Source organism: Lwoffella lincolnii (assembly GCF_002014765.1).
In the GTDB taxonomy this organism is placed as follows: Bacteria; Pseudomonadota; Gammaproteobacteria; order Pseudomonadales; family Moraxellaceae; genus Psychrobacter; species Psychrobacter lincolnii.
This window is the reverse complement of the sequence record NZ_MUYT01000004.1, coordinates 356919-381737: the sequence shown is the minus strand read 5'-3', so window position 1 is coordinate 381737 and position 24819 is coordinate 356919. Positions and strand designations below refer to the sequence as shown.

Sequence of the window (24819 nt, the reverse complement as noted above, 5' to 3'; positions counted from 1 at the left end):
TAAATTATCCTTAATTTTCATCCATTTGACGTTTACGTTTTAGCTCTCTCAAAAATACGATAGCTTCTGCCATTCGCTTTTCTTTTGGGTCAAATGACTGTAAATTAGGTAACTCACCTGTTCGTTCACGATATTCAACTATTTTAGACCAAAGTAACAGTGCTTCTTCTTCGGTCATTTCTACTTTGATAGATTGAATGTGGTCATCAATTAATTTTAATGTTTTGGTTGTAATCGCCTTGGATAGTATCTCGAAAGCTTTTTGGAAAGGGTTGATTTGGTCAATCAAATCGATATGAATATCATCAATATTGACAAAGCTGTTTGCCATTCTGATAAACTTTTTATCAGCTTGTTCAACAATTTCACCATTTTTAACGACAGAATCAAGTACAACGTGTTGTCTTACAGTCTCAACCTCTTCATCATTCAAGTCAGGATAGATTTCTTTAATAATTTTGGGAATTAGGACTTTATTAATAACTTCAGGCTCAACATTCCCAGGCATCGCCTTGAGCATGGTATTGTCTTGCAATATTTTGGCTTTTAAATCATTCAAATCCTGCTCAATAATATCTTTGGCACGTTGAGAGGTTGGTGTTTTAAATCCTCGGACACGAATAGTGTTCTCGTCATCATTTTTCTTATCGTTCTCAGCCTCATTCTCGTCTTCAGATTTGAGTTTGAAGTTAAAGTTAGGGGCAAGCACTTGTTCCATTAGTAAAGATGCTGTAATCGCTTTTAGCATGTTATTTACAGCTATTTTGACCTCTGTTCCCTCTGCATCAGGTTCTGCTATCAAGTTGGTAAATTGAGCATGGGTTTTATTTGAGCTATCTCGAGTTGCTCGACCGATAATTTGGATAATTTCAGTCAATGAGCCACGGTAACCAATTGTAAGTGCATGTTCACAAAATGGCCAGTCAAAACCCTCTTTTGCCATACCTAAAGCGATGATGATATCAATCGCATCCATATCATCCATCGCATGGGTACGCAGATAAGTCGAGATTTTTTCACGGTCTTTTGACTCGTCATTGACCAAATCTGCAACCTTCAATGTTTTGCCAGTTTGGGGGTTTTTGACATAGATAACGCCTGTATCAGGGTCTTGGTAATCCACATCCCCTAGAACATCAATAATATGACCAACTTCTGCCATTTTATCTTTGGATGATTCATTGGCATTAACATTAGGAATATGAATGATAGTCTTTTTAGTGACATCAAGAATTTCTGCCAATGCTGATATGTCTTTATCAAATGGTTTTTTGAAATAGCGGCCAGTATAAAAGTGATAGCCAATGCCTAATGATTTTAGATATTCATAGCCATTTAATTGTTGATAATAGTTATAAGTGACTTTGGTAAATTTAATTTCATCTTCAGGCAATAATACTGGTACGTTATCACCTCTAAAGTATGAACCTGTCATGGCAACGATATGGGCATTTGATTTTGCCATGATATTTTTCATGACTTCGCCAAGTCGGTTATCGCCGTCAGCTGAGACATGATGAAATTCATCAATTGCAATCAGACAGTCATTAAATTGTTTTGCATCTAGTTCATCACAGGCGAATCGGAATGTGGCATGGGTGCAAATCAAGATTTTTTCATCAGAATCCAAGAATTCAAGGAATGCCGATACCTTACTTTTTTCTGAGCCTGATGTACAAAGGTTATAATGAGGATTGGGTGACCAATCAGCAAAAAAGCCATCTTTGGATAAAGCTGTCGCCTTGAATGACGCACCAATATTGCGTTCAGGCACTGCAACAATGACTTTTTTGATGCCTTGGTTTTGTAGTTTTTCAAGTGCAATAAACATCAAAGCTCGTGACTTACCTGATGCAGGTGGGGCTTTGATAATTAGGTATTGGGCTGAGTTTGCTTTAAATGCAATTTGTTGCATTTCACGCATGCCTTGGTCATCAGTTTTTTTGCTTAAACCTGTTTGTTGATATTCGGCTTTAAAAAAGTCTGGCATAATTCATTATCCTTTTGTTTTGCTTGATTTTTGAGTTTCCTCTTCAGCAATCATCTTTTCATAAAGTTTGAATAGATATTCCAATCGCTCACTATCACTATTAAATGGCTGTAGGCGATAACATCTTTCAATAGCTTCGTCTAGTGCTTGGTGAGCTTCCTTTAGGTCCTTTGGCATGGTATCTGGGTCATACATCCACGCCATCGTTTTACCGATATGGTTAGCCCGAGCATCAAGAATATCGAAGACATATTGTGTTAAAAGCTCTTCTTGTTTTTTATCAATTTTTGGAAATGGGAAAGTGTTGTAACACAAAGTAGAGGAGTATCTATAATCTGTTTTTAATTTCCCACTAAATTTCCTAACCCACACCATATGCATTCTTGATGATATAATAGCAAATGTAATAGGGGTTGGTTCATAAACGGCAAAATTTGGATCAATAATTACTGTTTGATTATCAAAAAAACCGCATGGTATATATGCACGTCTTTTAGATGAAACTGTTGGAACAAACAAAACACTTTCTTTTGCTAATTTGGTTTTTAAAAAACGATGTGGAAATGTCGTGGGGTCATTTCTTGGTCTGTCTTTTTTAGATAATCGATAGGCTTTGACTTTATCAATTCGCTCTTTAATTGGCTGAATAGATAATGCAAGTGGTAAGTCATCATCTGAAATCCAAAGACAAAATTTCTTTTTACCTTGTAAAAATTCATGAGCACCAACAACAGGGCGAATAATTTTCTCTGCCTTTGGACATTGTTTAATTAAACTATATTTTTCATTTTCATCTAATAAAAAATTTCCATCATCTAGTGCAGGATTGGTACGAGTAATGGTCTGAAAATTTGATAATGGTTTTGTTCTTGAAGACACACTCAAATTTCCATCATCAGATAAATATCCATTTATATTCTTAACAGTTGATTTAATATTTTTATCAAACAAATATTTAGGCGAAGTTGAACAATTTCTTACACCAATAATAATAACGGTAACTCCTGCATTGCCTTTAGCATTATTTGTCCATTTGAAAGATTTGTAGGCAAAATTAATTTCAAGATTTTTCTCAAAAATTTTAGACCATACAGGCTTAACCTGCTCACCCTGTGTGATAGAGTTGGTGGAAACAAATGCGAACTTGGCATTATGTCCTTTAATATAATTACTTGCCTTATGAAACCAACAAACAATATAATCCAAACGTCTATAATTTTCATAATCAGATAGTAAATATTCTATTTGTTCCCTATGCTCATCTTTTTGATAGCGAGCCCCTAAATAAGGTGGATTACCAATGATATAAACCTCATCGGTTGGAGTAATTGGACAAACTTTTTCCCAAGAGATAAGGGTGGCATCCCCTTGTTTGATATTACCCATAGACTTTAATGGCAATATTGAGGAAACCTCTGCATAATCAAATAATCGCTCTTCAAAGATAATATTCATCTGATGTTCAGCAAGCCATAGCGATAAAATCGCCACTTCATGAGCAAAATCATCAATCTCAATACCATAAAATTGAGAAATATTAATCTGTGAGGCAAAAGCATTGGGCATAGCATCATTTGAAAGCTCAATAATTTTCTTGATAATTTCAATCTCAAGCACTCGAAGCTCTTTGTAAGTAATAATCAAAAAATTTCCGCTACCACATGCTGGGTCAAAGAACTTGGCATTTGCAATACGATTTTGTAGCTTAAAAAGCTGATTAATCGTATTTGCTTTCTCAAGCTCTTCATAAAACTCATCAAGAAACAAAGGTTTGATAAGCTTTAATATGTTTGGTACAGACGTATAGTGTTGCCCGAGCTTACTTCTATCCACGCCAGTTGTTACAGCTTGAATCATTGAGCCGAAAATATCAGGATTGATATTTTTCCATTGCAATTCGCCAAGCTCCACCAAGATTTTGCGTGCTTTTGCAGAAAATTTTGGTGATGAAATCTTATCTTGAAACAAGCCTCCATTGACATAAGGGAATTTAGCCAAAAACTCAGGTAAGCCTGTTGTATCTTGGGAATCCAATCTCGCAAATAGCTTATCCAAAAATACATGGGTATCCTTACCGTTGTCATCAGTATGTTGAACTAATGTATTGGTAAAAATACTATCATCAGGGAAAATGCCTGTATCTTCAGCAAAAAAACAAAATAGCAACTGTGATAAAAATACATTCAAATGATGAATTTGTTCTTTTGACTGATAGATATCAGGATTCTCTTCAATCAAATGGTCATATAGTGTTGCCATTTTATAAGCAGCATTTCTATCTGCCTCATTATCATTAGCAGAGTGATAAACCTCACTTCCTGCAAGCGGTAGAAAAAATTCATAGTGCTTCGGCAAATCATTTAACTCAATATCTAATGCCTTGCCAAGTTTTAGGTCTTTAGCAACTAAATGTTTAAAATCAGTCATAATAGCAAAGCGTGGGCTATGCTTTTGTACGCCTGCATCTTGTGCAATGTCATCAATGGCGTTTAAAAGATTATTTTCATCCTCAATACGAAATATGATTTTTTTGGCATATAGCACCTCATCTTCTCGTTTGGAGCGATTTTGGTCACCTTTTTTTAGACGAGTTACTACGGATTTACTAATGCCGTAGGCAATCAAAAATTCATAGATAAATTCATCTTTGTTTAAATTGGCTATGATTTTCTCAAGGTTATTTTCAATTTTGTGACTACTCATAGGATTACCTTGTAATAAAATGTGTTATGTGCTGTCTAAAGTTGATTTAGGGCAATTTCAATACGTTGAGACCAGTTTTCTATCATTAGAATCAGACATTCCAGTAAACTTTCTGAAAAACCACCCAATCTACCCAAAACAAGCTTCACCTTAAGTTAAAATCTTACCAATGATTTACGATAGTGGTTCTTAATATTTTAAAAGCTGTAAACTTGGCAAAGATATGTTCTACTTTAACCCATGGTTTAGACAGCAGTGTATTATAGTCTTTGGCTTCTTGTAGTAATGGCTTTTATGGATAAGGGTGCCTTCGTGTATACCAAAGTCAACGGCTATCTGCTCATAGGTGTGATATTCCTTAAGATACTGTAAGGTTGCCATTAATAGATTTAGCATGCCAATTTTAAGTTTTCTGCTGCCCCTTTGATGTATGGTCGCTTGTGTTTGTTTTAAACAAGCAAGCTTATTATTAAAGACTTCTCGTTTAAAGCCAATTAGGGTATTGTAACATGAAGGTTTTGCAGGAGGTCTAATGTTGTTTGGTCGGCAAATGTGAATGGTGATATCAGCCATATTGATAAGCACATATTAAAATAATCAATTTGAAATGATAACACAATTTTTTTAAAATATCAGCATCTAAAATTTGGTATCAAAAACTTAGCATCTAAAACAATTAGCATCTAAAACAATAGGACAATCATGGCAACATTTCGCAAAATCCTAAACCCCATCAGCCTAAAAAATCTTAAACTAAAAAACCGCATTGTCATGCCCCCAATGTGCCAATATTCTGCCACGGACGGTGTGCCAAATGACTGGCATTTGCTCCATTACACCAGCCGAGCGGTGGGCGGTGTGGGCTTGATTATCGTTGAGATGACCAATGTCGCTGCCAATGGTCGCATTACGGCAAACTGTTTGGGGCTTTGGAATGATGAGCAAGAACAAGCGTTTAAAAAATTGGTGGACAGCGTGCATGCACAAGGGGCGAAAATTGGCATTCAAATCGCCCATGCAGGCCGTAAAGCCCAAGATGAGCCAAATGCCGTTGCCCCGTCTGCCATTCATTATGGTGAGCTTGACTATGCTGGGCAAAATCTCATCACCCCAAGGCAGCTGAGCATTGACGAGATAAAGGCATTGGTGCAAGCATTTGCCGACTCTGTCAAAAGAGCGGTGAATGCAGGCTTTGATGCAATTGAGCTTCACGCCGCCCATGGCTATTTGATTCACCAGTTTTGCGCACCCAAATCCAACCAACGAAGCGATGAATACGGACAAGACCGCCTATTGTTTGGCGAGCAAGTCATTCACACTGTTCGTGCCGTCATGCCTGATGAGATGCCCCTAATCGTGCGTATCTCTGCCCAAGAGTATGGAGAAAATGGCTTTGATAGCGATTATGGTGTGGAGATTACCAAACGCTTCTCATCGGCTGGGGCAGATGTGTTTCATGTCAGCGGCGGCGGCGATGGCGTATTGTGTGAGGGCAAGCACCCTGAGTTTTATGCAGGCTATCAGGTGGCACTGGCTCGCAAAGTCAAACACGCCACAGGCAAACCTGTGATTGCTGTGGGCATGCTAGATGACCCTGCCGTGGCTGACCATGTGCTTGGCATGGGCGATGCCGACCTTGTGGCGATAGGTCGTGGGCTGCTTCGAGACCCATATTGGGTGCTAAACGTCCAGTATCAGCAAAACCGCTCAGATGGCAAAGAGGTGCAGTTTGTGCCCAGACAGTATGAGCGTGGGTTTATGTAAATTTTTAGCAATGAACAGTATTTTTGGGCGATTTGGGCTGTTTAATCATGCTTAAATCGTGTTTAGATACATTGTCATAATCATTCATTATTTTGGAGTTCAACCATGCAATTTTTTAACAAAGATGACGTTTTAAACGCCTTTCATTATCGTGTGTCTACTCGCTCATATGATGGCGATAAAAAAATCCCTGCCGAGGATTTTAACTATATTTTGGAGTTGGGTCGTCTAAGCCCAAGTTCGGTAGGTTCTGAGCCTTGGCAATTTTTGGTGTTACAAAATGCCGATTTACGCCAAAAGTTAAAGCCTTACTGCTGGGGCATTCCGACCATGGAAACATCCAGCCACATTGTTGCCATACTTGCCAAGAAAAATGCCCGTTATGACACGCCTTATTTTGGTGAAATCATGGACAGACGAGGGTTGATGGGTGATGACCGTGCCAAAGCATTGGAGGTGTACCAAAAATTCCAAGAACAAGACATCGCCATCTTAGACAGCGAACGCAGTTTGTATGACTGGGCAAGCAAACAAACCTACATCGCACTTGCCAATATGATGACAGGGGCGGCGATGATTGGTGTGGACTCTTGCCCGATTGAGGGTTTTGCTTACAAGCAAGTGAACCAAATTTTGGCAGATGAGGGTTTGTTTGACCCAAATGAGTGGGCGGTGTCGGTCATGGTAACATTTGGCTATCGTGATAAAGAGATTAAGCCCAAAGCACGCAAGACCTTTGATGAGGTTGTTACATTTGTGGCGTAGTGTTAATTTTTTATCACAACCACCGAGTTATTACAGCCGAGTTTTCATTCATCTTGATATTTGTTGGAATATTTAAGCCATGCCCTAATAAAATATTAAGGAATTTTTATGAAAACTGTCAATGTTAAATAGGTAAAAAGGAGGTTTACTGTCATAAAAATTAACAACCTAAAACAACACAAATCATCACACAATTTGCAATAAATCATATAGATAGATAATAAGGATAAATGATGAAAGTTTTAATGGTATTAACCTCACACGAAAATCTTGGAGACACTGGTAAAAAAACGGGTTTTTGGTTAGAGGAATTTGCTTCGCCATATTATGCGTTTAAAGATGCTGGTGCTGACATTACCTTAGCGTCCCCTGCTGGCGGTCAACCACCGCTTGACCCAAAAAGTGATGAGCTAGACGCTCAGACCGAATTTACTGAACGATTTAAGCAAGATGCTGCCGCCAAAGAACAGTTGGCAACCACTCATAAACTGGCTGATATTAAGGCTGCCGATTATGACGCAGTATTCTATCCAGGTGGTCATGGCCCAATGTGGGATTTGGCAGTTGATGAGCAATCCATCTCATTGATTCAAGATTTTGTGAATGCCGATAAGCCAGTGGCTTTTGTTTGTCATGCACCCGCTGCACTCAAAAATGTGAAAATTAATGGCGAATATTTTGTTAAAGATAAAAAAATGACTGGCTTTAGCAATTCCGAAGAACAAGCCGTCGGTCTGTTGGATGTCGTTCCGTTCTTGTTAGAAGATGTGCTAAAAGAAAATGGGGGCAAATATGAAAAAGTCGCTGATTGGCAATCGTATGTGGCAGAAGATGGCCTGTTAATCACTGGTCAAAACCCTGCTTCATCTGAAGATACTGCCAAGCGGTTAATCCAAAAACTACACGCTTAATCAACCACCGCTGACCATGTCCATGATGATTGCTTGAGCATGATGGTTGCTTGAGAATCAATCAACCTGATGAGATGGTCAGCCCAGTTAGTTGAGTGCCTAAGAATGATTTCATCAATAAAAACTGATATCCATTTTTTCATGGGTGGCATCAAACATGGAAGATTGACAACCTGTTAAATAACTTAGCATTGTATTGTTAAATTGAAATACAATACATAGTTATCGTATAGAATGCTCAAATCACCCACCACAAGCCAATAGAACAACAAAACAAGTCTTAGGATTTGTATGCGGTAAACGAGAGACCAAAACCTTTAAAAACTTATACAACAACCTAAATCCAAACAGTATCAAGCTATTTTGTAGTGATTATTGGAAATCTTATGCTGAATTGATGCCAAAACACAAACACCTAGCTAGCAAAGCTCAAACTTTTACCATTGAAGGTTATAACGGTTTAATTAGACACTTCTTAGCAAGATTTAGAAGAAGGTCAAAGTGCCATTCTAAATCTGAGAAGATGATAGAAAACAGTTTGAATTTACTGTCTGCTAAGTGGAATGGGAGTTTGAGTTGTGTATTTTGATTTAACAGTACCAAAAAGCCAAAACAACCCCAAGGCTAACCACAAATCACTCGGTTGCATTCCATATAAACACAGTGCCACCGTCTCAAATGGCGATAAATGACAAATCAAGCAAACGCAAAAACGGGCAAAAAAACCAGCAGTTGCTCAAAAAGCCAAAAAACAAACAGTGTATTAAGGAAATTCATGCTAAGATTAAAAACACAAGGCAAGACTTAATCTATAAATTCACCACCCAACCAGTCAAAGACAATGCCCCAGTCCGAAAGGCAAAGCAGGTTTGCCAGTAAAAACATTCTTGTGGTCTGGCTTGACCGTTAGGGAGGAGAGAAAGTCAAAAAAAGACTGGGCATGTCCCAAACGATACAAAACAAACGATAAATGGGCAAATAGGACAGTATGACAAATAGCCAATCTTCTACCAAACAGTTATTAATTAGGCAGTCATGTCAGCGTTCATCATGTGTTAAAATGGCTGTTGGCATGGTGGGTTTGGGCGTGTTCGTTGGTTTGATGGGCTGTGCTGGCACGCACACACCCCATTCATCACCCAACCATTACCCCCAACCCCAATATCACCCCAAACATGACCCAAATTCTCACCAACAGCACGACAACGCCTATCGACATCATGCCAAAAGTGATGCCAGACATGATGTGGCAAATGAGATGAATGGTGATATGACCAGCCGTGTGGGTCATGTCCATTCACACCATGTCCATTCACACAGTTCACACAGTCATTCACATAGCCATTCACACCAGCATGACGGCATGGCAAATGACATGGGTGGTATGGCAAATCAGCACGCCTTTGCCCAATGGCTAAACGCCCATGGCAAGCACAGTCAGCGTGTCCATGATGTGGCAACTTATCACAATTATCTAAAACAGCATCTGGGTGGGTATGATGTGCCACCGATGTGGCAGTTATTGACCACTGCTCGTGATTGGCAAGGGTGCCATCAAGAACAGTTTGAAGTACCACCACCAGAGCTGTGGGCAAACATCTTACCGACATTAAGACTATACGCCAAATTAAAACATCAAGGCATTTTGCCCAACAGCAGTGAAATCCGCTCAACCTATCGCAATCCAACACTCAATGCCTGTGCTGGTGGGGCATTAAACAGCAGCCATAAACACCATCAAGCCATTGATATTTGGATACCTGAGTATGAATATGATGCCGAACGGTTACAGGCGATAAAAACGGCACTGTGCCAATACTGGCGTTATCAAGGACAAGCGGATAACTTTGGCTTGGGGTTGTATCAAACTGGGGCGATTCACATTGACACCGCTAAGTATCGTACTTGGGGCGGTCATCATACGGCAGGCTTGGCATTTTGTTTGGCGAATCACTAAGCGTTGCATGACCAAGCATTTCATAGCCAAGCTTGATTAATGATTAAAAACAGATTTCATAACAGATTGATGACAACTTAAGACGTTCCTGTCAGTCCGATGCGAATGGTGGGATACGTTTTGGGGTTGTTTGGGTCGATGGGTAGGGGGCTGGCAGCATACACGGCAGTTTTGGCAGCATCGTTTAGGGCGGAATGTGAACCGCTGACTGACACATCGAGTACCGTGCCATCTTGAGCCACGGTTATTACCAACACACTGCGTTCTCCTTGGGTGTTGATGGGGGGAGAAAAGTGAGCTTGTACTTTGGCTTTGATGGCGGATAAGGCACTGCTGTTTGATTGAGTTGAGCCATGTGATTGATGTGAGCCGCCACCACTTTTAAAGGTGATGGTTGCTTGCCCATCTTTTAGGCTTGCGATGCTTGATGGGCGATTTTTTTCTTGTTTGGCTTGATTGGCAGTCTCTGACTGTTCTTTGTTGCTGGCGGTGATGTGATGGCTGCTTTGTTCGATGCGTTTGTAGTCATCGACGGTTTGTTGTTGTTCTTGCAAGCGTTGGCGTTCTTTGTCTCGCTGTTGTTGCATCTCAGCCATGATTTGAGCATCTAATTGGGCGGCAAAGGCTTGTTGCTGTGCCAGATAAGCAGATTCTTTTTCTAACAATCGTCTTTCGTATTCTAGCATGGCTTCTGACTTTTGCACTTGATTATCAGACACAGTGTCAGATGTCATGGTGTTTGGTGCAGGGATAAAAATTTGGTTGGCATCGTTGTTGCTATTGATGCTGTCGTTTTGTGGCAACATGGAAGCACTGTCGCCCATGGGTTGTCTCATGTCTTGATTGAAGTCGGCGGATTGGTTGGCAGACATTTGGGCGGTATTGTTATCCTTGTCATTACTGGCATCACTGCCATCACTACTGCCAAGAGTTGCCACGCCATCACGTATTTTGGCTTCAATATCAGCGACAACATCGGCACTGACCAGCTCGGCTTGGATTGTGTGTGTGGGTATGTTGGGTGGTTGCTGAAAATAAATCAGCACCAGCAACACCAACCCATGCACCAATATGCTGAGCATGATGCTCAACACCAATGACAATGACCTTTGCTGACTTTGTCTGTGTTTTTGAGCAAGGTGAGCGGTGTTGTCAATGGGCAGATGGGGCATGGGTTGAGTAGGTGGCATGGCGGGCATAGGGATATGGTTTTGAGTGTTTTAAATGATGGCTGGTTAATAAATGCGTATTTGCTTGTGTGTTAATGTGAATAAAACCTTGTCTTTATTGATTGCTTATGGCTCTTGATTGCTTGTTGCATTGGTCAATAGACCCACATTGGTGATGCCTGCTTGCTGAATGGCTGCCATGATTGCCATGATGTTGCCATAGGGGTTATGTTGGTCGGCATTGACCATGACTTGTAGGGGTTGGCTGTCTTGTTGATTGATAAATTGCTGAAGTGTGTTCAGCTGTGTTACCAGCGTGTCTTTATCAACAGGCAAATCAGCCTGTGCCATACGCTTGCCATCACTTACCCTGCGTAATTCATAGGTCATAAACAGCTCACCTGAGCTGGTCATGGAGATGATGATGGGCAGTTGTTTGGTTTGCTTTAGGCTGTTGGTGTGTTCTTTTGGCAAATCAACTTGTACCCCTGTGCTTAGCATGGGGGCAGTTACCATAAAGATGACCAACAACACCAGCATCACATCAATATAAGGCACAACGTTCATGTTGGCGTTTAATGGCTTGTTACGGCGGGCAAAGGGGCTTGATTGTGATTTCATGGGTGATTTTATCGTTCAGTCAGTCTTGTGCGCCTCGAGCCAGCATCGCCACCATCTCATCAGCAAACAATGCTCTTTTGTCATAAATGCTGGCAGATTTGGCGGTGAAGTGATTATACGCCAACACGGCAGGAATGGCGGCAAATAGTCCCATGGCAGTGGCAATCAAGGCTTCAGCGATGCCCGGTGCAACGGCAGACAGGCTGGCTTGGTCGGTTTGGGACAGACCTAAAAAGGCGTTCATGATGCCCCAAACTGTCCCAAATAGCCCCACATAAGGCGATACTGAGCCGATGCTTGCCAAGGTTGCCAAACCAGACTCAAGTGCTTGTTGTTGGTGTCCAAGACTGATTCGCAGTTGTCGTTCAACGCCTGCAATGGCAGATGTGGCGGTGTGATGGGATTGACGCATTTTTAAAAATTCACCAAAACCAACATAAAAAACCTGTTCCAAGCCATCACGCTTGGGCAAGCTTTTGATGCCTTGATACAGCTTGCCCACTTCTTCACCTGACCAAAACCATTGTTGAAAATGGGCATCATGACTGTCGGCATGATGTAAGCGATGGCTGAAACGAAAAATCAGTATCCACGCCAACAAAGACGCAAACAACAATAACCCCATGACGATTTGGACAACCAAACTGGCGTTAATGATAAGGGGCAGTAACTCAATAGATGGGTTCATGGTTAATCTTGATGATATAAAAAACAACCTAAAAATAACGTGCTAAGACTGACACAATTTACTGATTTTATGCACAAAAGTAAATGGCAATTTGTCATCAGTCAGATGGTTGTTACAAAATAATGGTCATAAAATCATGGTGATGAAATCATGTGCCTATCATGATGATGACAAGATGGCATGATGATGACAAGATGGGCTTGGGTGATGATTGTTTGTTTGACCATTTGCCATTAAAATACACCGCCATCTCACATTCAACCAACTTAAGCGACCATTTTATGAAAGCCATAAAAGCCTTGATAAATCAATATTTTGCCATTGATGAGCGTCAAAGCAGCATCACCACAGAAGTCATGGCAGGGATAACCACCTTTTTGACCATGGCGTACATCATCTTTGTTAACCCCAACATTTTATCAGAAGCAGGCATGGATAGGGGGGCAGTGTTTGTTGCCACATGTCTTGCGGCAGCGTTGGGCTGTTTTATGATGGGGCTGGTGGCAAAGTTGCCTGTCGCCCTTGCTCCGGGTATGGGCTTAAATGCCTTTTTTACCTATGGGGTGGTGATGGGCATGGGGCATGGCTGGCAGACGGCATTGGGGGCGGTGTTTTTGTCAGGCTGTTTGTTTGTGGCTTTAAGTTTGTTCAAGGTGCGTGAGTGGGTAATTCATGCCATACCCACCACCTTAAAGCAAGGCATTGTGGCAGGCATTGGGGCGTTTTTGGCATTCATCGCCTTACAAAGTGCAGGCATTATTGTGGCAAGACCGTCGACGTTGGTCGCTTTGGGCGATATGACGGCTTTTCCTGCATTGATGGCGGTTATTGGGTTTTTTATTACCATCTCGTTGGTGCATTTTCGTGTGGCAGGGGCGGTAACCATCGGCATTTTATTAATTACCATCATCAGTTTTATCACAGGGCATACGCAATATCAGGGCATCATGTCCATGCCCCCATCAATCGCTCCCACATTCATGCAGTTGGACATCAAAGGGGCGTTAGATGTTGGCATGATTTCGGTGATATTTGCGTTTTTATTTGTGGATTTGTTTGACACCACAGGCAGTTTGGTGGGCATCGCTCAAAAGGCAGGTCTTGATGATAAAAATGGTCATATACCCAACTTAGGTCGGGCATTGTTGGCAGATTCAACCGCCACGGTAACAGGGGCGATGCTGGGTACGTCATCAACCACCAGTTATATTGAGAGTGCATCAGGTGTCTCTGCTGGTGGACGCACAGGGCTGATGGCGGTTACGGTTGGTGTGCTGTTTTTACTCAGTCTGTTTTTTTCACCTTTGGCAGGCATGATACCTGCCTATGCCACAGCAGGGGCGATATTTTATGTGTCGGTATTGATGCTGTTTACCTTACAAGACATTGACTGGAGTGATTTAACCGAATCCGCTCCTGTGGCGGTGGTGTTGTTATTAACACCATTGACATATTCGATTGCTGATGGCATTACATTGGGCTTTATTACCTATACCGCTGTTAAGAGCTTGACAGGGAAGTTTGCCCAAATCTCTTTTGCGGTGTGGGTGTTGACATTGATTTTGTTGGTAAAATTGATGGTCATGTGAGGCAAGATGGCTTTTAATGACTGTTTAATGACGGTGGCAGGGCTACAATTGGCAGGATAATCATTTATCCTCCGTTGCCGTAAACCTGCGACTTCAGGCGGTGGATATAAGGCAATTGTTAAATGCGATAAGTATTGCTATACTCATCTCACTATATTCAATGCCTTACATTCCACAGTTAAGTTAAGACTAAATTGCGAGTACGCAGTAACTTAACTGGTAAGACGTTTCCAAACACACACTTAAGCTAATTCGTGTCTATGACAATCCTAACAGTAGGATTAGCTTAAAATAAGAACCTAAGATGTACGGTGTGTCGTACGGGCGGTTGCCACTATCTTAGGCTTGCGGTCGGGCTTGACCGTCTGGAAGCAGGAATCCCCGCACTTTAGGGCGGGGAGGAAGTCAAGCGTATAATATTTGATGCATATCATGCGGTTTTTAAACGTCAATGGGCGTTTATGCCAACATGGTGTGTTAATGTTATTGTGTCAATGTTCATTGTGTCAAAATCAAGGCACAATCAATCAAGGCACAATTGGCTTATTTTGCTGTTATCGTCTGTTGTTTTATCATGATTGGGGTTTGTTATGCGTTGGGGTTTTACATTTGTCAAATGTGCCAAATATGTTGGCATCGGTGGTGTGTGTGCGTTGGTGTTGATTGGTTGTGATCGTCATGAAGACAAACCGACAGTTGATCCACAAGCTCATGACCCACAAGCTCAAAGTGAGCAGATTGCCAATGCGACGACGGAGACAAAAGTCGACTGTCAATCTGATGCCATGATAAGACAGATGCACAATGCCGTCATGGACAGCATCGGTTCTTATGTGGGACAAACCGCCAGTGCCATGATGCACAATGGCAATGTGGCATTAAGCAGCGGTGTGCTTGCTGATAAAACGGCCAGTTTGTTTGTGGATATTCAAAATATCCGACAAGGTTCGACCACTCAGACAGGCATGACCACCTGTCAAGCCAGTGTGAGCGTGGCTGTTGCCAACGAAGACATGTTCCAAGCCAACCAACTGTTTGCTTTTGCCAATCAACCAAGCCTGGAGCAACGGTTGGCAAAAAACAACATTGAGCTAAATAACAACAGGTTGGTGGACAATCACGTTACCTTTGTGCTGTCGCCAGCCAATGACGGCAACACCGTAAGACTGGCTGGAGATTTGCCATTGCTTGAGTTGGTGGGTAATGTGATAACCAGTGCCACCTTAAAGCAACGCATGGACGCAGAGCAAACAGCACGCCGTCAGCGAATTGAACAACAAATCGCTCAAGAGCAACGAAAAGCGTACCAAGCCGCTCAAGAGCTAAGCCATCAACTGGCACAGCAAGAAAGCAATCTGTACCAAGAACCACAGACAATCACCCCATCTGACATGACCGACTCATTGACCAATGGCCATCATGGCAATCACCACAGCTTAGAGCCACGTCCTGGTTTTGTGGACACCATGCCAACCCCATCTGAGCCAAAAGCCAGCATCAGCAAACCCAAACCTAAAATTGAAAAGGTTGAAAAACTGGCAACAGTTACAGACGTTGAAGACATGCGTCAAGACAGCGTGCAGTTACCAGAATTTCATGTGCCGGGAGCTGATGACATTACCATGCGTATCATCGAAACAGATGAAACCTATTGATAAACCCATTGAAAAATTATTGATATGACATCGTGCTTATTGGGTTTGGGTTTGATTTAAAGAGCATCATCAATCAGCCACTGACAGTCAGTTTTTGTCATTGTTTTTATCAGTGGTTGATTGGTTTTTTTATGTTATGATGTTTTGTTTTATCTTGTGATGTTTTTGAGCAATGTTTCTAGGTCATCTCGAGCCGTGATAAAGCCATCAATCCCCTTAGATAACAGACTTTGAGTCATGGCATCGGCTTCATGTGCTTTATTAAAAGCAGCTTGTGATGGGTTCATCTTTGCCGTACTGTGAACATCGGTTGTCTGAGCCATCGTATGGCTTAGCTTGCGAGTAACAGGTTGGTGCATGTGTGCCAACTCATCAAGTAAGTTGGGGGATATGGTCAATAAATCACACCCTGCCAATGCCAATATCTGCCCAACATGACGAAAACTTGCACCCATCACTTGCGTGTCATAGCCATGTTGTTTGTAGTGGTGATAAATGTTGGTAACTGATTGCACGCCTAAGTCTTGTGTGATGGCAATGTCATCACGGTTTTCTTGGCGTTTTTGCCAGTCTAGTATCCGCCCAACAAAGGGTGAAATCAGTGTTACCCCCGCATCGGCACAAGCAGCGGCTTGATGTTGACCAAACAACAGTGTTAAGTTGCAATGAATGCCTTGCTTTTCAAGAATTTCACCAGCTTTAATGCCTTGCCAAGTGGCAGCAATTTTAATCAGCACTCTGTCAGGTGAGATGCCTTGTTTGCTATAAGCGTCCATAAACTGCAATGCCTTACTCACCGTCTCTTGCGTTTGATAAGATAAGCGAGCATCGACTTCTGTGGATACTCGCCCTTCAATTAATTGTAAAATTTGCGTGCCAATCTCAATGGTCAACGCATCAATGACTTTATCAATATCGCCATGATGGCGGTTCATGGTGTCTATCAGCCGAGCTTGTTTGTCCATTTGCCCATCAGTTGGCGTTAATGCCTTGGTGATTAAGCTGGGATTGGTGGTGGCATCGATTGGCTTTAGCCGAGCAATGGCGGCCAAATCACCTGTGTCCGCCACAATCGTGGTCATTTGTTTGAGTTGTTCTAAGCTTGAGTGATTTGATGTGTTTGTTGTGGGGGTTGACTGTGTTGTGGGGGTTGAAACAGACGCAGGCATGACAGTTCCTTAGTTTTAAATCATTTGGCTTTAAGCCATTTATTTTGAAGCCCTGTAACAGGACTAAGTTAACAAGGCTAAGTTAACAAGGCTAAGTTAACAGGGCTAAGTTAACAGGGCTAAGTTAACAGGGCTAAGTTAACAGGGCTAAGTTAACAAGGCTAAGTATAACACTGAACAACCTTGATAAAAAGTTTGTGAAAGGTTAGAAAAATGTCATGCAATAGATTGGTTTGGTCATCGTTTTTATGACACAGATTTGTTATAGTAGGATTTGTTATGGTGATATGGCATAAGAGACGTAATATTAAAAGATGTCATATTCAGTTGCTCTATTTTATCCTGCTTATTAAAGGTGCTAAAAGGTAATCCAATGACTGATGACTTACCCACTTTATCAACATCAAAACCAACTTCTGATAAATCTGATGGGAATGTTGCCCAAAATACCGACAGAAATACTGACAGTGGCTATCTTGACATTATTCGCCAAAAGATTGATGGCGTTGACCACCAAATTCATGAGCTGATTAATGCCAGAGCCAAGTTGGCCCAACAAGTAGCAGAGATTAAAAAACAACATGAAGACCACCCCATATTTTATCGCCCTGAGCGTGAAGCACAGGTACTAAAAGCAGTCATGGCTAGGAACAATCACTTAGGTGGGGTCATCAGCGATGAAAAAATGGCGACTTTGTTTCGTGAAATCATGTCGGTTTGCCTTGATTTAGAATCACCGCAAGTGATTGCCTATTTGGGGCCTGTTGGCACATTTACCCATGCTGCCGCCCTAAAACATTTTGGCAAAGCTGCCAGCACCAATCCCATGACCACCATCAGTGATGTGTTTCGTGAAGTGGAGGCAGGTTCTGCCATGTATGGTGTTGTCCCTGTTGAAAATTCATCCGAGGGCGTGGTTAATCATACCCTTGATGCCTTTTTAGGGTCAACTCTTAAAATCATCGGTGAGGTGGAATTGCCCATTCATCATAATTTTTTGGTGGCAGAGCATACCAAAGTAGATAGCCTAAGCCGTATTTATTCGCATCAGCAGTCATTGGCACAGTGTCGCCATTGGCTTGATGTGAATTTTCCCAATGTGGAGCGGGTGGCGGTGTCAAGCAATGGCGAAGCGGCAAAACGCCTACAAAACGAATGGCACTCAGCCGCCATTGCAGGAGAAGTGGCGGTCAATGAGTACGGCTTGCATAAATTGTATGAGAACATTGAAGACAACCCTGGTAACACCACCCGCTTTTTGATTGTTGGGCGTGAGAGCATCGCCCCATCTGGGCAAGATAAAACGTCCATTTTGGTGGCAGCACATGACAAATCGGGCGCATTGATTGAGATTTTAGACCCATTTAGAAAGCATGGGGTGTCTTTGACCAGCATCGAGACTCGCCCTGAGCGTCCTAATAAATGGTTATATGTGTTCTTTATTGACATGAATGGTCATATCCAAGACCCCAATGTCAGTGCTGCCATTGGTGAAATTCGTGGCATTGTCAAAGAACTTAGGGTGCTGGGTTCGTATCCTAAGGCGGTGATTTGATTTATTTTGAGCCAAACAATAAAAGCTAAAACTTTAAATTTTTAAGCATTAATGAATATGGTTTTGGCGTGCCTGTCTTTTTGAAAAAACTGACATAAAGCAAAACGCTCATTTAATAAAAGATATTTTATAAATAAGTATGAAATAAAATGTTCAACAAAGTTTTAATCGTCGGTTTGGGTTTAATAGGTGGTAGTATTTTACAAGGGATTATTGATAATCATCTTGTTGGCGAATTATATGCGGTAGATTTTAATAAATTGGTTATTGAAAATTCTATTAATGATAAATTAATTCAAGATGGTGATGATGATTTATTAATGTTAGCAAATACAGGCAAACTAAAAGATTGTGAATGTATTATCATCGCTGTTCCTGCATTTGCAATTAAAAATATTTTAGCCAAGATTAAAACCGCCATTGATAATAAATTACTGCCAGATGATGTTATCATCAGTGATACCGCCAGCACCAAAGGCAATATTTTAAAGGATGCCTTTGATGTTTTTGGGGTATTGCCATCAAATCTTGTTTTGGCTCACCCAATTGCAGGAGCAGAAAAGTCAGGTTTTATGGCAAGAGATGGCAATTTATTTAAAGCCCATAAACTCATCATTTGCCCACATGAATTTAATAATCAAATCACAGTAGATAAAATTGCCACACTTTGGCAAGCGCTTGGGGCAAAGGTAGATTTTGTTTCTTGTGATAAACATGATGAGATTTTGGCATTAACGAGCCACCTGCCCCATTTATTATCCTATGTCTTAACTTATCAGCTTGCCAAAGACGATGAAAATCTGAACATTTTTCGTTATGCAGCGGGTGGATTTCGGGATTTTAGTCGCATCGCAGCAAGCGACCCAATCATGTGGCATGATATTTTTTTAGCCAATAAAACTGCCATTTTACAAGCCATTGATGATTACGAGCGTCATCTAAGCGAGCTAAAACAGTTCATCATTGATGATAATTCTCCCCAAATCATTCGTCAGCTGACCGATGCACGCCACGCACGTCGCCATTTTGGACACATGCTTAATCAAAACAAAAACATGGACAACATCATGAAACAGACTTTCATCATTTGGCCAAGCCACACATTTACAGGCACGCACAAAGTTGCCCCTGATAAATCCATTTCGCACCGCTGTATTATGTTTGGCTCTTTGGCAAATGGCGTAACAAAAGTGTCCAATTTTTTGGAAGGAGAAGACGCATTATCTACCTTGCAAGCCTTTTGTGATATGGGGGTGAAGATAGAACGTAATGATGATAAAGTCGTCATTCATGGCGTGGGCATGAATGGTTTAAAAGCCCCAAATAAACCCCTTGATATGGGCAATTCTGGCACAAGCATGCGACTGTTATCAGGCATTTCATCCGCACAACCCTTTGACAGCGTGATGATGGGTGATGTGAGTTTATCCAAACGTCCCATGGAGCGAGTTGCCAAGCCATTACGCCAAATGGGGGCGGTCATTCAAACCACTGGCAAAAAAGGCACACCGCCAATCACCATAACAGGTGGTCAGTCCCTACAAGCCATTGATTACGTCATGCCCATGGCATCAGCACAAGTCAAATCCTGCTTGCTATTGGCGGGGCTATGGGCAAATGGTGAGACGGTTATTACCGAGCCTGAGATTAGCCGTGACCATACCGAGCGAATGCTGACCGCTTTTGGTTATGATGTCGCTGTCAAAAAGTTAGATAAGGGTAATGAGATTCGTGTCAAAGGCGGTGGCGAGCTTATGGCGTGTGATATTGAAGTGCCTGCGGACATTTCTAGTGCGGCATTTTTTATGGTGGCGGCCACCATCGCCAATCATGGCAACATCACCATAAAACAAGTGGGGATTAACCCAACTCGCACGGGTGTGATTGACATTTTAAAACTCATGGGGGCAGATATTTGCCTAGCCAATGAGATGATGATGGGCGGCGAACCTGTGGCGGACATCATGGTCAAATCATCAAAACTAAAAGGCATCAACATTCCTGCCCATCTTGTGCCACTTGCCATTGATGAATTTCCTGTGCTGTTTGTGGCGGCAAGTTGTGCCACTGGCAAGACGATTTTGCGTGGAGCAAAAGAGCTGCGTGTCAAAGAGTCTGACCGTATTGCTGTCATGGCAGATGGTTTAAAAACGCTGGGCATTGATTGTACGGTGCTTGATGATGGCATTGAGATCATCGGTAAAGGCGATGAACATCAACATGGTAAAAGGGTGTTTACTGGGGGCAAGATTGACAGCCACCACGACCACCGCATCGCCATGAGTTTTACGGTGGCAAGTTTGCAGGCGAGTGATGCCATCATCATACATGGCACAGAAACGGTGAATACCAGTTTTCCAAACTTTGCACAATTGGTTAATGAGGCAGGGCTTCATGTGAACGTAAAAAATGATGTGATTTAACCATGGCAAAACAACCAACCGTACCCATCACCACCACCCCCAAAGGCATCATGACTGCTTTGGGGGCATTTATCATTTGGGGTGGTTTTCCGCTGTATTTTAAGCAATTGCAACAGTACGATGCCATTGAAATCATCGTGCATCGCATCGTTTGGACGTGTGTGTGTTTGTTGATTTTTATGCTGATGACTCGCCGTTTTTCTTGGGTTAAGATTTTACGACAACAACCCAAATGGCTATTAATTACCGTTTTTTCTGGCTTTATCATCACCAGCAACTGGCTGACTTATGTGTGGGCAGTCAATGCCAACCAAATTCTTGCCGCCAGTCTTGGCTACTTCATCAGCCCACTGGTGGGCGTGGCGTTGTCTATGTTGGTGTTTCATGAACGGTTGCGTCCGTTACAGTGGTTGGCGATTGCCATTGCCAGTGTGGCGGTGATGATACAGGTGGCAATGCTGGGCAGTTTGCCTTGGGTGTCGTTGGTATTGGCAGCCAGCTTTGGGGTTTATGGCATCATGCAACGCAAAACCCCATTGGCAGCGGTTGATGCGTTATTTTTGGAGACCATCGCTATTTTGCCTGTGTGTTTGTTGTGGCTTTTTCAAGCCGATGTGGCAAGCAGTCAGTTGTCGTTTTGGTGGTCAAATGACATTGGATTTTTGATGCTGGCAGGTCCGATTACCTTAGTGCCACTGTTGTTATTTAATAAATCCACCAAAATGGTTGCTTATAGTGTGCTGAGCTTTATGAACTATTTAAGCCCCAGTTTTATCTTTTTATTGGCGGTGTTTTATTATCATGAACCTTTTGACCATCAGCGGTTGATTGTGTTTGTGTTGATTTGGCTTGGGCTGGTGGTGTTTAGTGTGGATTTGTGGCGTCATCGACCAAGCAAAAAAACAAGCAAAAAAGCATTGGCTTAAAAAAAGCATCAACTTAAAGGAGAAATGACCATGTTATACCCTACTGAAGAAGATGTCATCATCATAGACGGACTGCGTGTTGATGCCATCATTGGTATTGATGATTGGGAACGGGTCATGACCCAAGCCATCATCATTGATATGGCATTGTTCACTGACGTTACCGACGTTGCCCAAACACAAGACTTAAGCCAAGGAGTCAACTATAAAGCGGTGTGTGAGCAGGTCAGCAAATGGGTTCAGGATAAGAAGTTTGAGCTGCTTGAAACTTTGGTGGAATATGTCAGCAGGCAACTGCTGGATAATTGGCCCATCAGTAAAGTGAGTATCAGAGCGGTTAAACCAAACGCCATCACCCTTGCCGATGCGGTTGGTGTGCAGATAACCCGTAAGCCGTCAGCTTAAGCCCGTTTATGCTGTCATCTACACAAGATGGGCGACATGGTTATGTCGGTTATGTCGGTTATGTCGGTTATGTTTCTGTGGTATTGGTGGCAATGGGCAGTAACCATCATGCCAATGATAATTTAGCCGATGCCAGAGCCATGCTAACCCAGTTGGGTCATGCGGTGTTTACCCATCTTTTGGTCAACCCTGATTATACCGCCACACCAAGCAACCCCAAACCTGACTATACCAATCAATGTGCCATCATCACGTTAGATACACCCATCAGCTTATGTGCTTTTCATCAACACATCAAAGACTTTGAACGTCGCCAACAGCGTCATGATATAAAACACAAACAACAAGGCAAAATCACCATTGATATTGATGTGTTGGCGGTACAGTTAGCCTCACAAGATGACATCTTACAAAAAAAGCATCATGCCATCAATCGCAATGTGAACAATGACAATGTGAACAATGACAATGTGAACACAGCAAACGATTGGTTATTTATCGCCAGTCGTTTGCCATTAAAAGAACATGAACGCCATGGGGTTAAGGAGTTGTTGGAATGGTGCGGTTAATACAGATACGGTTAATACAGATGTTACCAATACAGAAAACTACATGTCCACCTTTAATCTGTCCCAATATTTTTGATAAATTGCCATGGTGATGTCGCCCACGTCTTCTCGAAACAGGGAATCTTTAAGCAACTCATCTGGTGGATAAATGATTGGATTGGTGGCAATGTCAGCAGGCATGATGGTTTTGGCAGCGTCATTGGGTGAGCCATAGCCGATTTCTTCACTAATCATGGCGGCGTATTTAGGACGTAAGATAAAATCAATGAATTTGTGGGCGTTGTCTTTATTTTTGGCATTTTTGGGAATGACCATGTTGTCCATCCATAAAATTGCCCCTTCTTTGGGATAAATAAAATCCAACTCTGGCATGCCTTGGTCTTGAGCCATGATGACTTCACCATTCCACGCCAGACCCAGATAAGTTTCTCCCTCCATAAATGGCATGCGTGGGGCGTCAGAGTTAAAGGTGCGAATATTGGGCATTAATTTGGTCAGTTTTTCATAGGCTTGGCGGATTTCATGTTCATTGCGAGTACTGCCAGAGTATCCAAGGGTCAACAGCCCCATGGTAAACACATCTCGTAAATCATTCATCAGCATTACCCGTCCAGCAAAGTCATCTCGCCACAGGTCGTCCCAACTGGTGATTTGCTGTTTGTCAATGCGTTGGGTATTTACGGCAATGCCTGATATTCCCCATAAATACGGCACGCTAAACTCATTGTTGGGGTCAAAAGGCGCATTTAAAAAACGGTTGCCCAAATTGCCAAAGTTGCTCAATTGGTTGTGGTCAATCGGCTCAAGCATGCTTTCTTGACGCATTTTATCAACAAAATCTGTACCAGGAAATGCCAAATCATACTCACCACTGCCATTCATCAGCTTGAGCTTGGCATACATGGCTTCATTGGAATCAAAGGTACTATAAATCACGTCAATGCCTGTCTCAGCAGTGAAGTCTTTAAGCACTTGGTCGGAGATGTATTGGGTCCAATTATAGACATTCACCACATTTTTACCTGTGGGACGAACAGTACCGCCATCAGTGCCATCAGTGCCATCTGTGGGCTGACAGCCGACAAGCCCACCTGATATTGCCAAACTCGCCCCCGTCCATGCTAAAAAACGTCTGCGAGAAATCAATGAAGGAACATAAGACATGAACTTCTCCTTAACGTTTTTTTATCAATAATAGCTGAGACATCAACAAGCCTAACAGAGAGATTACCAGTAAAATTGTGCCAATGGCATTGACTTCAGGCTTGACCCCCACACGCACCATGGAATAAATCTGTAGTGGTAAAATCTCAAATTCAGGACCTGTTACAAAGGTAGAGACCACAACATCATCAAGTGATAAGGTAAATGCCAGCACCCAACCTGCCAAAATCGCAGGCATGATGGTTGGCATAAGCACTGTGCGTATCATGGTCAATTCGCTTGCTCCCAAATCTCTTGCCGCTTCCAACAGCTGATTATCAAGACTGGACAACCTTGCTGACACAGTAATCACCACAAACGGTAAGCAAAAGGTGATGTGAGCAATCAGTAATGTCATGAACCCAAGCTGTAACCCCAATATTAAAAACAACGCCAGCAGTGAGATTGCCAATACAATCTCAGGCGACATCATCAGTACAAACAACAAGCTTTGTAATACTGACTTACCTTTAAAGTCATACCGCTGAAATGACAATGCTGTCAATCCGCCAATCACAGTGGTAACCGTGGCAGCGACCACCGCAAGCAAAACCGAATGCCAAGCTGTCTGTATCAAGGCAGGGTTAGTCAACAGTTCACGATACCACGTCAAACTTAAACCACCCCATTGGTAGCCAACCTTAGACGCATTGAACGAAAATATCACCATCACCACAATCGGAGCGAACAACAGCAGATAAATCACCGTTAAATATAGCCAAGAGAGCCATTTCATCGTTGTTTTCATTTATGTTCC

At 42.2% G+C, this 24819-nt stretch carries 22 protein-coding genes and 1 pseudogene; 13 read left to right on the top strand and 10 right to left on the bottom strand.

The annotated features are described in order from the left end of the window. Window positions 1–10: 10 nt before the first annotated feature. The 3 genes from B0682_RS03900 to B0682_RS09775 form a co-directional block, all read right to left on the bottom strand. The gene (locus B0682_RS03900) at window positions 11–1990 is read right to left on the bottom strand and encodes a DEAD/DEAH box helicase (protein WP_078306754.1); all 1980 of its coding nucleotides are present in this window, start codon (window positions 1988–1990) and stop codon (window positions 11–13) included. Window positions 1991–1996: 6 nt separating this feature from the next. Then, window positions 1997–4693 (bottom strand): class I SAM-dependent DNA methyltransferase, encoded by a 2697-nt coding sequence (locus B0682_RS03895; RefSeq protein WP_078306753.1) that lies wholly within the window; start codon window positions 4691–4693, stop codon window positions 1997–1999. 228 nt (window positions 4694–4921) lie between these two features. Beyond that, window positions 4922–5074 (bottom strand): transposase family protein, encoded by a 153-nt coding sequence (locus B0682_RS09775; RefSeq protein WP_420845503.1) that lies wholly within the window; start codon window positions 5072–5074, stop codon window positions 4922–4924. Window positions 5075–5395: 321 nt separating this feature from the next. On the opposite strand from B0682_RS09775, the gene B0682_RS03885 reads away from it, so the two are divergent. The 3 genes from B0682_RS03885 to B0682_RS03875 all read left to right on the top strand — a co-directional run bounded on the left by B0682_RS03885 (window position 5396) and on the right by B0682_RS03875 (window position 8133). Next, window positions 5396–6457, top strand: coding sequence for an NADH:flavin oxidoreductase/NADH oxidase (locus B0682_RS03885; RefSeq protein ID WP_078306751.1), 1062 nt, complete (start codon window positions 5396–5398; stop codon window positions 6455–6457). A 105-nt stretch (window positions 6458–6562) separates the two neighbouring features. Further along, window positions 6563–7222, top strand: coding sequence for an NAD(P)H-dependent oxidoreductase (locus B0682_RS03880; RefSeq protein WP_078306750.1), 660 nt, complete (start codon window positions 6563–6565; stop codon window positions 7220–7222). A 233-nt stretch (window positions 7223–7455) separates the two neighbouring features. Further along, window positions 7456–8133 carry a type 1 glutamine amidotransferase domain-containing protein gene (locus B0682_RS03875; RefSeq protein ID WP_078306749.1) on the top strand — a complete coding sequence of 226 codons (678 nt, stop codon included), beginning with the start codon at window positions 7456–7458 and terminating at the stop codon, window positions 8131–8133. Here the strand turns inward: B0682_RS03875 and B0682_RS09485 are convergent. Next, window positions 8130–8276: a hypothetical protein gene (locus tag B0682_RS09485; RefSeq protein ID WP_158077858.1), complete on the bottom strand. Its 147-nt coding sequence runs from the start codon at window positions 8274–8276 to the stop codon at window positions 8130–8132. The genes B0682_RS03875 and B0682_RS09485 overlap by 4 nt on opposite strands. Before the next feature lie 71 nt (window positions 8277–8347). Between B0682_RS09485 and B0682_RS09770 the strand changes: the two genes are divergently transcribed. The 3 genes and pseudogenes from B0682_RS09770 (at window position 8348) to B0682_RS03860 (ending at window position 10090) form a co-directional block, all read left to right on the top strand. Next, a complete protein-coding gene (locus tag B0682_RS09770; protein WP_078306748.1) occupies window positions 8348–8722 on the top strand; it encodes an IS1 family transposase in 375 nt (124 codons plus the stop codon). A 67-nt stretch (window positions 8723–8789) separates the two neighbouring features. Further along, window positions 8790–8979, top strand: a pseudogene (locus tag B0682_RS09615) (RNA-guided endonuclease InsQ/TnpB family protein); the annotation flags it as partial. A gap of 142 nt (window positions 8980–9121) precedes the next feature. Further along, window positions 9122–10090, top strand: coding sequence for a D-Ala-D-Ala carboxypeptidase family metallohydrolase (locus tag B0682_RS03860; RefSeq protein ID WP_078306747.1), 969 nt, complete (start codon window positions 9122–9124; stop codon window positions 10088–10090). A gap of 77 nt (window positions 10091–10167) precedes the next feature. Here B0682_RS03860 and B0682_RS03855 read toward each other — a convergent pair whose 3' ends face one another. From B0682_RS03855 to tolQ, 3 genes are all read right to left on the bottom strand, one after another. Continuing rightward, the gene (locus B0682_RS03855) at window positions 10168–11280 is read right to left on the bottom strand and encodes a cell envelope integrity TolA family protein (protein WP_158077857.1); all 1113 of its coding nucleotides are present in this window, start codon (window positions 11278–11280) and stop codon (window positions 10168–10170) included. A gap of 105 nt (window positions 11281–11385) precedes the next feature. After that, window positions 11386–11880, bottom strand: coding sequence for an ExbD/TolR family protein (locus tag B0682_RS03850; RefSeq protein WP_078306745.1), 495 nt, complete (start codon window positions 11878–11880; stop codon window positions 11386–11388). A gap of 19 nt (window positions 11881–11899) precedes the next feature. Beyond that, the gene (gene tolQ, locus B0682_RS03845; RefSeq protein WP_078306744.1) at window positions 11900–12568 is read right to left on the bottom strand and encodes a protein TolQ; all 669 of its coding nucleotides are present in this window, start codon (window positions 12566–12568) and stop codon (window positions 11900–11902) included. A 281-nt stretch (window positions 12569–12849) separates the two neighbouring features. Between tolQ and B0682_RS03840 the strand changes: the two genes are divergently transcribed. Both B0682_RS03840 and B0682_RS03830 read left to right on the top strand, forming a co-directional pair. Further along, window positions 12850–14157, top strand: a complete 1308-nt coding sequence (locus B0682_RS03840) for an NCS2 family permease (RefSeq protein ID WP_078307040.1) — start codon at window positions 12850–12852, stop codon at window positions 14155–14157. Between the two features lie 590 nt (window positions 14158–14747). Beyond that, window positions 14748–15812, top strand: coding sequence for a hypothetical protein (locus tag B0682_RS03830; RefSeq protein ID WP_143823258.1), 1065 nt, complete (start codon window positions 14748–14750; stop codon window positions 15810–15812). Window positions 15813–15961: 149 nt separating this feature from the next. Here the strand turns inward: B0682_RS03830 and B0682_RS03825 are convergent, their stop codons facing one another. Continuing rightward, window positions 15962–16894 (bottom strand): transaldolase, encoded by a 933-nt coding sequence (locus B0682_RS03825; RefSeq protein WP_240494866.1) that lies wholly within the window; start codon window positions 16892–16894, stop codon window positions 15962–15964. 460 nt (window positions 16895–17354) lie between these two features. Here B0682_RS03825 and pheA point away from each other — a divergent pair, with 460 nt between their 5' ends. The 5 genes from pheA (at window position 17355) to B0682_RS03800 (ending at window position 22859) form a co-directional block, all read left to right on the top strand. Then, complete coding sequence (pheA, locus tag B0682_RS03820; protein WP_078306740.1) at window positions 17355–18536, top strand: prephenate dehydratase; 1182 nt, start codon at window positions 17355–17357, stop codon at window positions 18534–18536. A 149-nt stretch (window positions 18537–18685) separates the two neighbouring features. Then, window positions 18686–20959, top strand: coding sequence for a bifunctional prephenate dehydrogenase/3-phosphoshikimate 1-carboxyvinyltransferase (locus tag B0682_RS03815; protein ID WP_078306739.1), 2274 nt, complete (start codon window positions 18686–18688; stop codon window positions 20957–20959). A 2-nt stretch (window positions 20960–20961) separates the two neighbouring features. Beyond that, the gene (gene rarD, locus B0682_RS03810; protein ID WP_078306738.1) at window positions 20962–21885 is read left to right on the top strand and encodes an EamA family transporter RarD; all 924 of its coding nucleotides are present in this window, start codon (window positions 20962–20964) and stop codon (window positions 21883–21885) included. Between the two features lie 30 nt (window positions 21886–21915). Continuing rightward, a complete protein-coding gene (folB, locus tag B0682_RS03805; protein WP_158077856.1) occupies window positions 21916–22290 on the top strand; it encodes a dihydroneopterin aldolase in 375 nt (124 codons plus the stop codon). Window positions 22291–22298: 8 nt separating this feature from the next. Continuing rightward, a complete protein-coding gene (locus B0682_RS03800; RefSeq protein ID WP_078306736.1) occupies window positions 22299–22859 on the top strand; it encodes a 2-amino-4-hydroxy-6-hydroxymethyldihydropteridine diphosphokinase in 561 nt (186 codons plus the stop codon). A 39-nt stretch (window positions 22860–22898) separates the two neighbouring features. Here B0682_RS03800 and B0682_RS03795 read toward each other — a convergent pair whose 3' ends face one another. Next, the gene (locus B0682_RS03795) at window positions 22899–24023 is read right to left on the bottom strand and encodes an ABC transporter substrate-binding protein (protein WP_078306735.1); all 1125 of its coding nucleotides are present in this window, start codon (window positions 24021–24023) and stop codon (window positions 22899–22901) included. 10 nt (window positions 24024–24033) lie between these two features. After that, complete coding sequence (gene potC, locus B0682_RS03790; protein WP_078306734.1) at window positions 24034–24810, bottom strand: spermidine/putrescine ABC transporter permease PotC; 777 nt, start codon at window positions 24808–24810, stop codon at window positions 24034–24036. Window positions 24811–24819 lie beyond the last annotated feature (9 nt).

Excerpts from the sequence above, each read along its gene's own strand:
- B0682_RS03900 (WP_078306754.1), bottom strand. The coding sequence starts at position 1,990 with ATGCCAGACTTTTTTAAAGCCGAATATCAACAAACAGGTTTAAGCAAA.
- B0682_RS03895 (WP_078306753.1), bottom strand. The coding sequence starts at position 4,693 with ATGAGTAGTCACAAAATTGAAAATAACCTTGAGAAAATCATAGCCAAT.
- B0682_RS09775 (WP_420845503.1), bottom strand. The coding sequence starts at position 5,074 with ATGGCAACCTTACAGTATCTTAAGGAATATCACACCTATGAGCAGATA.
- B0682_RS03885 (WP_078306751.1), top strand. The coding sequence starts at position 5,396 with ATGGCAACATTTCGCAAAATCCTAAACCCCATCAGCCTAAAAAATCTT.
- B0682_RS03880 (WP_078306750.1), top strand. The coding sequence starts at position 6,563 with ATGCAATTTTTTAACAAAGATGACGTTTTAAACGCCTTTCATTATCGT.
- B0682_RS03875 (WP_078306749.1), top strand. The coding sequence starts at position 7,456 with ATGAAAGTTTTAATGGTATTAACCTCACACGAAAATCTTGGAGACACT.
- B0682_RS09485 (WP_158077858.1), bottom strand. The coding sequence starts at position 8,276 with ATGAAAAAATGGATATCAGTTTTTATTGATGAAATCATTCTTAGGCAC.
- B0682_RS03860 (WP_078306747.1), top strand. The coding sequence starts at position 9,122 with ATGACAAATAGCCAATCTTCTACCAAACAGTTATTAATTAGGCAGTCA.
- B0682_RS03855 (WP_158077857.1), bottom strand. The coding sequence starts at position 11,280 with ATGCCACCTACTCAACCCATGCCCCATCTGCCCATTGACAACACCGCT.
- B0682_RS03850 (WP_078306745.1), bottom strand. The coding sequence starts at position 11,880 with ATGAAATCACAATCAAGCCCCTTTGCCCGCCGTAACAAGCCATTAAAC.
- tolQ (WP_078306744.1), bottom strand. The coding sequence starts at position 12,568 with ATGAACCCATCTATTGAGTTACTGCCCCTTATCATTAACGCCAGTTTG.
- B0682_RS03840 (WP_078307040.1), top strand. The coding sequence starts at position 12,850 with ATGAAAGCCATAAAAGCCTTGATAAATCAATATTTTGCCATTGATGAG.
- B0682_RS03830 (WP_143823258.1), top strand. The coding sequence starts at position 14,748 with ATGCGTTGGGGTTTTACATTTGTCAAATGTGCCAAATATGTTGGCATC.
- B0682_RS03825 (WP_240494866.1), bottom strand. The coding sequence starts at position 16,894 with ATGACCACGATTGTGGCGGACACAGGTGATTTGGCCGCCATTGCTCGG.
- pheA (WP_078306740.1), top strand. The coding sequence starts at position 17,355 with ATGACTGATGACTTACCCACTTTATCAACATCAAAACCAACTTCTGAT.
- B0682_RS03815 (WP_078306739.1), top strand. The coding sequence starts at position 18,686 with ATGTTCAACAAAGTTTTAATCGTCGGTTTGGGTTTAATAGGTGGTAGT.
- rarD (WP_078306738.1), top strand. The coding sequence starts at position 20,962 with ATGGCAAAACAACCAACCGTACCCATCACCACCACCCCCAAAGGCATC.
- folB (WP_158077856.1), top strand. The coding sequence starts at position 21,916 with ATGTTATACCCTACTGAAGAAGATGTCATCATCATAGACGGACTGCGT.
- B0682_RS03800 (WP_078306736.1), top strand. The coding sequence starts at position 22,299 with ATGCTGTCATCTACACAAGATGGGCGACATGGTTATGTCGGTTATGTC.
- B0682_RS03795 (WP_078306735.1), bottom strand. The coding sequence starts at position 24,023 with ATGTCTTATGTTCCTTCATTGATTTCTCGCAGACGTTTTTTAGCATGG.
- potC (WP_078306734.1), bottom strand. The coding sequence starts at position 24,810 with ATGAAAACAACGATGAAATGGCTCTCTTGGCTATATTTAACGGTGATT.